The 12,542-nt window shown below is 68.5% G+C and carries 9 protein-coding genes; 1 reads left to right on the forward strand and 8 read right to left on the reverse strand.

What is annotated here, in order from left to right:
* Nucleotides 1–63 precede the first annotated feature (63 nt).
* The 7 genes from DID99_RS33315 to DID99_RS33345 form a co-directional block, all read right to left on the reverse strand.
* On the reverse strand, nucleotides 64–1,311 hold the full coding sequence (locus DID99_RS33315; RefSeq protein WP_124668394.1) for an ROK family protein: 1,248 nt from the start codon (nucleotides 1,309–1,311) through the stop codon (nucleotides 64–66).
* A 418-nt stretch (nucleotides 1,312–1,729) separates the two neighbouring features.
* Complete coding sequence (locus DID99_RS33320; RefSeq protein WP_124668411.1) at nucleotides 1,730–2,560, reverse strand: aldo/keto reductase; 831 nt, start codon at nucleotides 2,558–2,560, stop codon at nucleotides 1,730–1,732.
* A 62-nt stretch (nucleotides 2,561–2,622) separates the two neighbouring features.
* Nucleotides 2,623–4,413 carry an FAD-binding protein gene (locus DID99_RS33325; protein WP_124668395.1) on the reverse strand — a complete coding sequence of 597 codons (1,791 nt, stop codon included), beginning with the start codon at nucleotides 4,411–4,413 and terminating at the stop codon, nucleotides 2,623–2,625.
* A 252-nt stretch (nucleotides 4,414–4,665) separates the two neighbouring features.
* Entirely contained in the window at nucleotides 4,666–5,514 is an 849-nt protein-coding gene (locus DID99_RS33330) for a shikimate dehydrogenase (RefSeq protein WP_124668396.1), read from the reverse strand.
* A complete protein-coding gene (locus DID99_RS33335; RefSeq protein WP_124668397.1) occupies nucleotides 5,511–8,066 on the reverse strand; it encodes a branched-chain amino acid ABC transporter ATP-binding protein/permease in 2,556 nt (851 codons plus the stop codon). Before DID99_RS33335 ends, DID99_RS33330 begins: the two co-directional genes overlap by 4 nt.
* Entirely contained in the window at nucleotides 8,063–8,932 is an 870-nt protein-coding gene (locus DID99_RS33340) for a branched-chain amino acid ABC transporter permease (protein WP_124522696.1), read from the reverse strand. The genes DID99_RS33335 and DID99_RS33340 overlap by 4 nt, the downstream gene beginning before the upstream one ends.
* 108 nt (nucleotides 8,933–9,040) lie before the next feature.
* Nucleotides 9,041–10,339 carry an ABC transporter substrate-binding protein gene (locus tag DID99_RS33345; protein ID WP_124668398.1) on the reverse strand — a complete coding sequence of 433 codons (1,299 nt, stop codon included), beginning with the start codon at nucleotides 10,337–10,339 and terminating at the stop codon, nucleotides 9,041–9,043.
* Between the two features lie 214 nt (nucleotides 10,340–10,553).
* On the opposite strand from DID99_RS33345, the gene DID99_RS33355 reads away from it, so the two are divergent.
* Nucleotides 10,554–11,600, forward strand: coding sequence for a Gfo/Idh/MocA family protein (locus tag DID99_RS33355; protein ID WP_124530267.1), 1,047 nt, complete (start codon nucleotides 10,554–10,556; stop codon nucleotides 11,598–11,600).
* Nucleotides 11,601–11,621: 21 nt separating this feature from the next.
* Here the strand turns inward: DID99_RS33355 and DID99_RS33360 are convergent, their stop codons facing one another.
* Complete coding sequence (locus tag DID99_RS33360) at nucleotides 11,622–12,518, reverse strand: NAD(P)-dependent oxidoreductase (protein WP_044848723.1); 897 nt, start codon at nucleotides 12,516–12,518, stop codon at nucleotides 11,622–11,624.
* Nucleotides 12,519–12,542: the final 24 nt, after the last annotated feature.

Here is a 12,542-nt window from a genome sequence, read left to right on the forward strand (position 1 = left end):
AGCGCGCGCACGGCCGGGAAGGTCTTGCTGATGCCGCGCATCTCGAGCAGCGGCCGGGGGGACTCAGAACGCGACATAAGCGACCTCTTGCGTATCCAGGCCTGCACCGCGCAGGATGCCGGAGCGTGGTGAGAAATTGAAGAACATCGGCAGCGTCGCGGCGCCGATCGCGCCGGCGTCGGCGCCGAACGAGCCGCGCACGAGTTCCGGCGCGCTGCGGGCTTCCGGCGTGATGTCGGCGAGCGCCACGCCCAGGCGTTGCATGAGCGTGTCGAGCAGGCCGGCATCGACGTCCGAATCAAGGACGACGACCGGCAAATCGAGTACGGATAGCGCCCCGCGCAGCGCGAACGCGAGCGCATCGACGCAATCGTCGATCCATTCGTCGACGGCCGGCACGTTGCGTGCGATGCAGTCGTTGAGATCCGCGCGGTTCTCGACCCGCTCGCCGCAATGGCGCAGATGACGAATCAGCGCGCTCAACGACGCACGCGTCAGGAGGATGTCCCACGCGCCGTGCGGCGCGGGCGCCGAGGGCAGGCGGCTCGGGTGTACGGGCATCACGGCGAAATCGCCGGCGTTGCCGGTGCGGCCGTGCAGGCAGTCGCCGTCGATCGCGATCCCGCCGCCGATCACCGGTCCGAGGAACAGATAGACGAAATTGTCGCGTTGCCGGCCGCAGCCGTAAAAGAGCTCGGCGATGGCGGCCGCATTGCCGTCGTTTTCGCTGAACACCGGCAGCGGAATGACACGGGCGAGTTCCCGGGCCAGGTCGATCTCGGCCCACGCGCGGAAGGCTTCGGCCGGCAGGCCGAGTTCGCGCAGCCAGCTCCCCAGGTTGAACGGATGGGCCACGCCGACGCCCGCCAGCCGATCGCGATCCTGCGCGGGCAGCAGCCGTTGCATCTCTTCGATGTCGCTGCGAACCAGTTCGAGCACGGTCGCGGGCGGAGGGAGCAGGGTGTCGTGGGAGCGGCGGCCGATGATCTTGCCCGCGAAGTTGACCAGCGCCGTTTCGATGCGCATGCGGTCGATGCGGACGCCGATGCCGAATGCCCCATTCGGATCGAGACGAATCAGCGACGCCGGCTGGCCGCGCTGGCCTTCGGTGCGGCCGGCGAATTCGATCAGTTTCGCGTCGGCGAGCGACGCGATGATGCCGCCGACAGCCGCACTCGTCATGTTCGCGTGGCGGGCGAGGTCGGCCTTCGACGCGCTGCCGGTACGGCGCAGCGTCTTCAGCAAAAGGCGCTCGTTGTAACGGCGCACGTTGACCGAGTTGCTGCCCTGGCCGATGTGCGGGCTTCGCATGGCGTCTCCCTCCATGTGGCGCCGCTTTCGGCGCATTAAATAAATCAAGTTGATTTATTTAAGCATGCGCTCGGCGTCCAGTCAGTTAGGTAAACCCCGGAAAGACATGCTTGCGGAAGATGGCGGGTGCCAGGTCTCGATCGGTCAGGTGTTGACCGGCACAAATTCTGATTTATGGGGCCGGATTGGAATGCCTTGCGGGCATTGGCTCGCGGTGCAGGCGCGATGCAAAGCCCCAGTGCTGGCCAGTGCGATCTCCGGTCTGTTGGCGCCGACCGATTCGTCGACGCCGATCGGGTTCTGGCGCCTGTGATCGGGCCGGCACCCAGGTGAAGGGCCGCGCGGCGTGGGCGACAGGCGTGCCGAAGCCGCGATTTCATCCCGTGCCTGCAAGGATTGCCGACCCACACGCCGTTCCTTACATGGCCGGATCCCACTGCGGCGCGAACGCCGGACTGACGAGCCGCTGATTCTTCGGCAGGCCGGCGATCAGCGCACGATCAGCGTCGTCCAGGTTCACGTCGAGCGATGCCAGATTGGCGAGCTGATTGCGTTGCCCGGCCGCCTTCGGCACGGCGGCCACGTTCGGCTGGTCGAGCAGCCATTTCAGCGCCACCTGGCTCGGCAGCACGCGATGCTTGTCGGCGATCCGCTGCAGTTCCGGGATCTCCGACACGCGGTTGCGCGCGAGCGGGCTGTACGCGATCAGCGCCATGTCATGTCGGCGCGCGAATTGCAGCAACTGCGCCTGACCGAGCAGCACGTGATACTCGACCTGTATCGCGGCCAGTGGCGCCTGCATCTGTTCGACGACGGCGCGCAACAGCGCAAGCGGGAAGTTCGCGACGCCGATCGCGCGGGCGCGTCCCTGCTCCTTGAACGAAACGAGCGTGTCGATCGTCTCTGCAAGATTCCAGTCGGGCGCCGGCCAGTGGATCAGGAACAGGTCCACGTAGTCGCAGCGCAGCGCGCGCAAGGTGTCGTCGAGCGATTGCCGCATGCGTTCGGGGTTCAACTGGTCCCACCATACCTTGCTGGTCACGTGAATCTGCTCGCGCGGGACGTTCGAAGCGGCGATGGCGTTGCCGACCGCCGCTTCGTTCTCGTACGCGGCTGCGGTATCGATATGGCGATAACCCGACTCCAGTGCGAGCGCGACCGCGCGCGTGCATTCGTCGCCGAGCATGGGCCATGTGCCGAGCCCCAGTTTCGGCATGTTCAATCGATGGCGGTTGACGATGCGTTGCATGAACGACTCCTTCTCGATGGGGTGAGCCGGCGCGGCCTGCGCGTGCCGTGCCGGCGCGTTCGTCAGCGTTGCGCGCTGTCGCAGGTCGAGCGGTGCACCGCGGCCGCGGGTGATGTGCCCGTCGATGCCGCTTCGCGTCGCGCGACGAACTTCGCGATGCGCCAGCCGAATACGATGGCCGGGCCGAGCGTCGTGCCGGGGCCGGGGTACGTGCCGCGAAAGATCGACGCGAGATCGTTGCCGCACGCGAACAGGCCGGGGATCACGCGCCCGTCGACATCGATCACCTCGCCGTTCGCCGTGCCGCTCAACCCCGCGCTGCACGCGAGATCGGCCGGCCATACGGTCAGCGCGTAGTAAGGCCCCGCGCCGATCGGCCGGATGCACGGATTCGGCTGTTGGGCCGGATCGCCGTTGAAGCGGCTCATCGGGCTGCTGCCGCGCTGGAATGCCGGATCCTCGCCATTGGCGGCGTCGCGATTGTAGGTCGCGACGGTGCGCGCCAGGCCGTTCGCATCCACCTGCAACTTCGCCGCCAGCTCGGCCAGCGTTGCACCTTTCACCAGATAGCCGGCGCGTTCGAATTCGGCGATGCGGGCCGCGCTGCGCGCCGGCATCAGCAGGCCGAGGCCATAGGTGCGAATGAACGCAGCATCGACGATCAGATGGGCCGGCACGCTCGGACCGTTGCCGCTGTCGCGCAGCATGCCCATCACGAAGTCGTGGTACGAGTTCGATTCGTTGACGAAGCGCTCGCCGCGGCTGTTGACCGCGATGAGGCCGGGCTTCGCGCGATCGAGAATGATGTGCGGCCAGACGCTGTCGCCGTCGCCGCCCGTGGGGGCGCCCGGTGCGCGGCGGATCGAACACGGCATCCATAGCCCCGGGCTGTCGCCGCCGTTTTCGACCCGCGCATTGACGCGCTGTGCGCGGTCGACGCCGTCGCCGGTATGCGTATTCGGCGACAGCGACAGCGGCTGGGCCGCGGCAGGGAAGAACTGCCGGCGCAGCGACGGATGGCGCGTGATGCCGCCGGTCGCGAGCACCACGCCGCGCCGCGCGCCGATTCGCTTGCGACCGCCATCCGGTGTCGTGACGATGGCGCCGGTGACGCGGCCGTTCTCGCGCACGAGTTCGAGCAGCGGCGTGTCGAAGCGAATCTCGACCTGGCGTTTGAGCAGGCTGTAATAGAGCCGGGCGGCGAGCGCGTTGCCCATCACCAGCTGCGTGCCGCGCGGAAAACGCAGGCGATCCATCGCATAGCGCCCGACGACCGCGATCGTGCGCTTGAAGTTCGCGACCGACGCGAACGGCGCGAGCAGCGCATTGAGGTCGGCACGCGCGACCATCATGCCGCCGAGGCCCATGAATTCCTTGCGCGGCGGGCGCACGCGCGCGAACGCGCGGCCGAGCACACGCGCATCGAACGGCGCGGGCACGAGCGCCCGGCCGCCGTAGGCCGCGCCCGGGCCGTTGACGTAATCCGGATGTGCGGTGGCGGCGACGAACTTCACGTCGCTGATGCGCGCGAGTTCGTCGATCGCGTCGGGGCCGCTTTGCAGAAATGCTTCGCGCGCGTCGTCGCCGCCGCGCGCGCCGACCACCGACTGCAGGAAGCGGCGCGCATCGTCGACGCTGTCGGGCACGCCCGCGGCGACGCTCAAGCGTGTGCCCGGCACCCAGGTCGTGCCGCCCGACGTGGATGTGATGCCGCCCACCGCGGCGGTTTTTTCGCATATCAGGACGGCGAGCCCCTCGTGATGCGCGACGAGCGCGGCGGTCATGCCCGCCGCACCTGCGCCGAACACCAGCAGGTCCACCTCTTCGTCCCAACCCTGTTGCACTGCAGCCATGTCCACGTCTCCTTCGTTTCGTTCCGCCGCACGTCCGGATTCGTGCGCGCGGCGGAAGAGGCTTCGATCTTTGTGGAATGTTATTCCAATAACAAAGAAAGTGGAATAGTGTTCCGAAATATGTCCGGAAGACGAGGCGCGACTTCATTCAGGGTGCACGATGCCTGCACCGGCTGCGCGTCGACGCCGGCGCGGCGGAAACGATTCGGCAGGCCGCGCCGCGCATGACGATCGCGACCTGTCCACATGCAGTCAGGCGGCGGTATCGGTATCGACCAGGAATGCGACCATTCGATCGCAGACCCGCGCGAACATCTGCGTGCCCGTGACGGTTCGGCAACCGCGGGCACGCGCCGCCTCGATGAACGGCGTGAGCGGCGGTTTCGTGACGACGTCGCCGACGAACGCGGTGGCCGGCACGCGCGAGACGTCGACGGGCAGCGGATCGTCCGGCCGCATGCCCATCGGCGACGCATTGACGATCACGTCGAACGATTCGGCTGCGATATCCGCGGCGGCGACGCGCACCGTGCCGCGTTGCAGCGTGGCCAGCCGCTCGACCAGCGACGCGGTGCGGCCGGCATCGTTGTCGCGCACGTCGAGCGACGTGACACCCGCCATCACCAGCGCATGGCCGATTGCCGAGCCTGCGCCGCCCGCGCCGACCAGCAGTGCGCGCTTGCCGCGCAGGTCGCAGCCTTCGTCGCCGAGCGCGGCGACGAAACCGGTGCCGTCGAACATGCCGCCGTGCCAGCCGCCTTCGGCGGTGCGTCGTAGCGTATTCGCCGCGCCGAGGAATGCCGCTTCATCGGACAGGCGCGAGCAGAACCCGGCGGCGCTGAATTTGTGCGGCACGGTGATGATCACGCCGTCGACGTTGCGCATCGGTGTGATGCCCGCGAAGAACGCCGCAAGATCGGCCGGTGCGACATGAGCGGGAACGACCAGCGCGTCGAGTCCGGCCTCGCGCAGCGCGGCCGTCACGCCTTTCGGCGAACGGACCTGCGCGATCGGATCGCCGACGATGAAATGAATGCGGGTCGCACCGCTCAGGCCTTCGTCGAGCGAAACCGGGGCGGTCGGGGTCAAGGGGGCTGTCATGCTGTTTTCATCTCCTGGGTTGAACCGGCCTCGTCGTGTACGATGCCGAGCAATTTCGCCTGGGTGGCGGTGTCCTGTTCGAGCGCGACCGCGCTGCTTTCGTGCGCGACGCGACCGTTGACGAGCACGTACGCGCGATCCGCGATCGGCAGCACCATGTCGGCCTGGTGCTCGACGATCACGACGCTCGCGCGCTCGCGCAGCTTGACTACCGCGTCGAGCACTTCCTGTACGACGGCGGGCGCGAGCCCCTCGAACGGTTCGTCGAGCAGGATCGCCTTCGCCGGCGCCATCAGCGCGCGCGCGATCGCCACCATCTGTCGTTCGCCGCCGGACAGATGTTCGGCGCGCGCATCCTTGCGCGTCGCGAGTCGCGGGAACAGCGCGAACATCTCGTCGACGCTCGCGCCGCCCTTGCGTGCGGCGAGCCGCAGGTTCTCGGCGACCGTGAGGTTCGGGAACAGGCGGCGGCCCTCGGGCACCATCGCGAGGCCGAGTCGATTGATCTCGTGCGCGGGGCGCCCGGTGATGTCGTGGCCGTCGAACACGATGCGCCCGGCCGTCACGTCGGCGACGCCGGTCGCGGCGCGCAACGTCGTCGTCTTGCCGACGCCGTTGCGTCCGAGGATCGCAATCACTTCGCCTTCGTGGAGCGCGAGGTCGATGCCGTCGAGGATCGTGTTGCCGGTATAACCGGCCTTCACGCCTTCGAGGCGCAGCAGCGGGCGTCGCGCCGGTGCGGCATCTTCGTGCTGTGCGCCGCGTCGGGCGGCCAGCCTCGCATCGACCGGCCGCTCGCCCTTCGCGTGGCCCAGGTAGGCTTCGATCACCTCGGGATGGAGCGCGACTTCGGCCGGCGAGCCGTCGGCGATCAGGCGGCCGCGATGGAGCACGCTGACGCGATCGGAAATCGTCAGCACGCGATCGATGTCGTGCTCGATCAGCAGCACCGCGTGATGGTTCGCCAGCTCGCGGATGATCGCCGCCACGCGCACGCGGTCGGCTTCGGCAAGCCCCGCGAGCGGCTCGTCGAGCAGCAGCAGGCGTGCGCGAGTCGCGAGCGACAGCGCGATTTCGAGCAGGCGCTGCTCGCCGTGCGACAGGCTTTCGCAACCATGCGCCGCGCGCTCGGTCAGCCCGACCGCCGCGAGCAGCGACCAGGTCATCTCGTTCTGTTCGCCGAGCGTGTGCGCGTCGCGCCACAGGCCGAGGCGATCGTGCTGCGCGGCCTGCACCGCGACGCGCACGTTCTCGAACACGGTGAGATTGCGAAATACGCTGAGGATCTGGAACGAGCGACTCATGCCGAGCCGCACGCGGCGGAACATGGCGAGCTTCGTCACGTCCTTGCCGTCGAACGTGATCGTGCCGGCCGTCGGCGACAGCACGCCCGTCAGCATGTTGAAGAACGTGGTCTTGCCCGCGCCGTTCGGGCCGATGAAGCTGTGCAGCCGGCACGGATGGACGTCGAGGTCGATCCGTTCGGCGGTCACGAGCGAGCCGAAACGCTTCGACAATCCGCGCACGCTCAGCACGGGCGTGGCGGGATCGGTCTCGACGCCGCCCGCGCGATACGGCGCGATCGTGGCGGGGCGCACGGGAATCGTGTCGCGCACGAGGGTCCAGCGCGGACGTCGCAACAGCCGCTGCGCGATGCCGTGGATGCCCTCGGGCGAGAAGAACGCGAACGCGATGACGATCGGCGCGAAGATCAGCCACCAGTGCTCGGTCAGGCTGCTGAGCTTGTCTTCGAGCAGGATGAACGCGATCGCGCCCCACAGCGGCCCGAGAAACTGGTGGACACCGCCGAGCACGGTCATCAGCAGGCTGTCGCCCGCGTGCTCCCAGCTCAGGTTGTTCGCGTACGCGCCCTGCAGCATCAGGCACAGCAGGCCGCCCGCGTAGCCGATCACCGCAGCCGAGATCACGAACGCGCGCAGCTTGAGCCGATACGTGTCGTAGCCGAGGCTCGCCGCGCGCTGCTCGTTGTCGCGCAGTGCCTGCAGCGCCCGTCCGAACGGCGCGTGCACGAGGCGCCATAGCAGACACGCGATGGCGATCACCGTCACGCATGCGAATACGTGGAAGCCGACGGTCGTCGGGAAGGTCGGGCGCGGCACGTTCTGCAGGCCGTTTTCACCGCCGGTCACATCGGTCCACTTGAACGCGATCTCGAACGCGATCTGCGAACAGGCGAGGGTGAGCAGCGAGAAGTAGAGCCCGCGCCGGCGCAACACAACCGCGCCGATCAGCGCGGCGAGCACGGTCGTCACGATCACGGTGGCCGCCAGCGCGAGCAGCTCGTTGCCCAGCACGCGCAGCAGCGACACGGCGACCAGGTACGTGGCCGTGCCGAAGAACACCGATGCGCCGAACGGGACGAGCCCCGTATACGCGACCAGCAGGTTCACGCCCATCCCGTAGAGCGTGTAGATCGCGATCTGGGTCGCGCGCTCGAGCGGCGTGCCGGTCGCGGTGAGGGCAAGCGACACGACGGCGAGCGCGGTGGTCAGCACTGCAACCGGATGGCGGGTCAGATAGTCGAATTTCATTCGAAGCGCTCCCAGCGTTCACCAAACAGCCCGCGAGGGCGCACGAGAAGGACGAGTGCCATCAACGCGTACATCGCGACCGACGAGCCCGCCGGAAAGAACTGGACGGCCAGCGCGGTCGCGATGCCGACCAGCAGGCCGGCGACCACCGCGCCGGCGAACGAGCCGAGCCCGCCGATCGTGACGATCACGAACGCGGGCATCACGGCGGTCGTCGCCATCCCCGGCGTGACCGTGACGAGCGGCGCCGCGAGCACGCCCGCGGCACCCGCGAGCAGCGCGCCGAGCGCGAACGCGCCGGTCAGCACGCGCGGCAGGTTGATGCCGAGCAGGCCGACCATTTCAGGATCGCGGCTGCCGGCGCGCAGGATCCGCCCGTATGGCGTGTAGTTCATGAACCACCACAGCACGACGAGGATCGCGATCGTCGCGGCGAGCACGAACAGCCGATACTTCGTGATCAGCAGCGGCCCGTATACGAGAAACCCGTTGAGCATCCCGGGCGGACTGAACGGCAGCCCGCCCGCGCCCCACACGAGGCGAACCAGTGCGGTGAGCAGCAGCGACAGCGCGAACGTGACGATCAGGCCGAGGAGCGGCTCCTTGCCGTACAGGCGCCGGATGAACACCACTTCGATCAGCACGCCCACCGCCGCGACGAGCACCGGTGCGAGCGCGACGGCGGCCCATCCGAACTGCGTCGACAGTGCGATCGCGAAATACGCGCCGAGCGCGAAGAGCGCGCCATGCGCGAAATTCACGATGCCCAGCAGCCCGCAGATGATCGACAGTCCGATCGCAAGCAATACATAGAGGAACCCCAGCACCAGTCCGTTGGCGACCTGGGACAACAACATTTCAGCCATGCCCTTACTCCAGAGTGCGGCTCGCCGCGCCGCGCCGCGGCCCGTCGTGACGGGCGAGCGGCGGGCCGCGACGCGCGCGGGATACGCTTGGGGCGGCGGCGCGCGGGCTCAGCGCGCGGCCATCTTGCAGCCGATCTCCTCGCGTGTGCCGAAGAGACGGTCGAGGTCGCCGGGGTTCTGCGGCACGACGGAGATCGGGTCGAGCCAGTCCCATTTGTCGCCGATCCGGTCCTTCACCTTGAACACGCTCCAGCGCCGCAACAACTGGTGGTCCCACGGGCGGAAGTAGGCGGCGCCGCTGCCGTCGGCGAGCTGAATGGTCTCCAGGCTCTGCACGATGTCCGCGCCGGACGTGCTCTTCGCGTGGTTGATCGCCTGCAGCAGTGCGCGCGCCGTGAACCAGCCGATCCAGGCCTTGTCGGCCGGCGGCTTGCCGTACTTCGCCGTGTACTTCCTGATGAACGCAACTTCTTCCGGCGCATGGCCCGGCGAGCTGAAATGCCACGGCTTGCCGTAGTAGCCGGTGGCGGCGTCGGCGTTGATCGACCAGAGATCCGAGTCGCCGATGATCGGGCACGCCACCGGGATGCGGCCTTTCATGCCCATTTCCGCGTATTGCTTCAGGAACGTCGACAGGTCGCCGCCCGGCAGCCCGAGCAGCACGACATCGGGTTTCGACTGGCGGATCTTCAGGATGAACGAGCTGAAGTCGGTGGTGTTGAGCGGCGTGACGTCGGCGCCGGTAATGACGCCGCCGGCCTGTTTCAACAAGTCGGACATCGCGCGCTGAATGTCCTGCCCGTACGCATAGTTCGCGACGAGGAAGTGCCATTTCTTGCCGATCGCGAGCATCGACGGCGCGAGTGCGCGGCATGCGACGGGCGTCGGGCTCAGCACGCGGAACGTGTACGGGTTGCAACTGCTGCCGGTCAGCTCGCGCGCGGCGGCGTTCGGCGCGATGTAAGGCGTCCTGGTGCGCCATGCGACCGACGACATCGTGAGCGACGTGCCGCTGTTCGTGCCGCCGATCACCGCGATCGCGTGGTCCTGCTCGACGAGCTTCTGCATGTTCTGCTGCGCCGACTGCGGGTTCGGTTCGTCGTACCAGACGAGATCGACGCGCCGGCCGCGCGCCTGGTTGCCCGCCTCCTCGAGCGCGAGCTTGACGCCGTTCGCGATCACTTCGCCTTGTTCGGTCCACACGCCCTGCTTGGCCATCAGCAGGCCCAGCTTCAGCGGTTGCTCGCCCTGCGCGCGCACGATCGCCGGCGCGGCGAGCGCCGCGGCCCCGCCCGCGAGCGCCTTGCCCGCGGTGACGAGCCACGCGCGGCGCGACGCCGCCGGGTGGTCAGGCACGTCTGCCGGGGCGCCGGAAAGGGTGTCGTTCTGCTCGTGCTGATCAGTCATGTGTCTGGCCTCCTGTTTCCTGGTCAAGGTTCGATTCCGTGCGGTCCGTGGGCGGGCCGCGCGACACGTGTCGAATTTTCGTGAATTCTGGTTAGAAGTGGAATAGCATTCAACAATCAAAGATGGTTTCAATAAATCGGGGTATTCACCCGGTCGATCCGGAAGACGAACGGCTCGACGCGACACGTACGCCCCGCACAACGGAGATGAAGCGATGGCAAGAAGACGGCTGGCAGTGATCGGTGCAGGCGCAATCGGGCGGATGCACGTGGAGCGCGCACGCACGCATGCGCAGGTGGAAGTCGCGGCGATCGCCGATCCGTCGCCGGCGGCCGAGCAGTTCGCGCGTGCCGAGGGGCTGCGCTGGTTCGCCGACTACGCGACGATGCTCGACGCGATGCGCCCGGACGGCGCGATCGTCGCGACGCCGAATGCGACGCATGTCGAGGTCGGCCTTGCCTGCATCGCGCGCGGCGTGCCGGCGCTGATCGAGAAGCCGGTGTCGGACAGCGTCGCGGCGGCGGCGGGCCTCGGTCGCGCCGCACGCGAGGCCGGTGTGCCGCTGCTGGTCGGCCATCATCGCCGCCACAATCCGGTCTTGCGGCGCGCGCGAGAGATCGTGCAGTCGGGGCGGCTCGGCAAACCCGTCGCGGCCAATGCGCTCGCGACGTTCTACAAGCCCGACGCGTATTTCGACATCGAATGGCGTCGTCGCGCGGGCGGCGGCCCGGTGTTGATCAACCTGATTCACGACATCGACATCATGCGGTTCCTGCTCGGCGAGATCGTCGAGGTGCAGGCCCAGGCGTCCAATCGCGTGCGCGGTTTCGACGTGGAAGACACGGCCGCCGTGCTGCTGCGCTTCGACAGCGGCGCGCTCGGCACGCTGGCCGTGTCCGACTGCGCGACCTCGCCGTGGAACTGGGATCTCGCGGCGGGCGAGGCCGCGCACTATCCGCGCCAGCAGGTGAACACGCATTTCCTGATCGGCACCGATGCCTCGCTCACGCTGCCGCAGCTCGATCTGTGGGAATACCGCAGCGGGAAGGGCTGGCACGATCCATTGACGGTCGAGCGCTGCACGCCGCATGGCGCCGATCCGTATCACGAGCAGTTGCGCCACTTCGCGGCGGTGATCGCGGGCGCCGAGGCGCCGCTGTGTCCGGCCGACGACGCCGCGCGCACGCTCGCGGCGACGCTCGCCGTGCATCGCGCGGCTGCGACGCGCACGGGCGTTGCACCCGCGGACGTCGTCGCGTAGCCGCGGGTAGCGGGCGCCGGCCTAGCGCTGGCGCCGGTAGAACGCCACCGTCTGCCGCAGTCCGTCGTCGAGCGCGGTCCGCGGCAGGCCGGGCAGCAGGCGGTCGAGCGCGGGGTCGTCGGGGAACGCCGTCGCGATCGGCAGCGGCGGGCCGCCGGCATCGATGTGCGCACCCGGCACGAGGGCCGCGATCCGTTCGATCAGCGTGTTCACCGGGGTGATCTCGCCCGCCAGCGTGAAGGCGTGTGCGCCTTCGATGTCGGCCAGCAGCGCGGCCTCGTAAGCGGCGGCGACGTCGTCGGCGAACACGAGGCCCGTCGCGCCGGTAAACGGAATCGTGTAGCGCTCGCCGCGCGCGGCCGCCCGACAGGCCAGGCTCGGCCCCGCGCTCGATCCGGTCTCGCGTCCGGCCCCATAGACCACGAGCGGACGGAAGCCCACGCTCGCGATCCCGTGGTCGTGCCAGTACGCGCGTGCCGATCCTTCGCACGCAAGCTTGAACGCGCCGTAGTGGGTTTGCGGCAACGGCACGGCGCCGTCGTCGGGGCCGAATACGCCGGCGCTGCTCGCATAGAGCACGCGTCGCAGCCCGGCCGAGCGTGCGGCCTCGAATACGTTCAGCGTGCCGATCAGGTTGACCCGCGCGCCGCGCACGGGATCGGCCGCGCAGTCGGGCGTGAGGATGCCTGCGAGATGGATCGCCGCGTCGCAGCCGTCGAAGGCGTGCGCCGTGGCGGCCGCGTCGGCGATGTCGCCGGTGCGCCAGCGTACGGCCGCAGCCCGTTCGGGCGCGAGCGCCTCGACGAGGCGCGGGTTCGTGCGCACGTCGAAGCTCACGCATTCCATGCCGCGCGCCAGCAGCCTCCTGATGATCCATGCGCCGAGAAAACCGCTGCCGCCCGTTACCAGTACTCGCATTGCGTTGCCTCCCTGTCGTCACAA

The organism is Burkholderia sp. Bp8986 (genome assembly GCF_003854225.1).
Classification (GTDB): Bacteria; Pseudomonadota; Gammaproteobacteria; order Burkholderiales; family Burkholderiaceae; genus Burkholderia.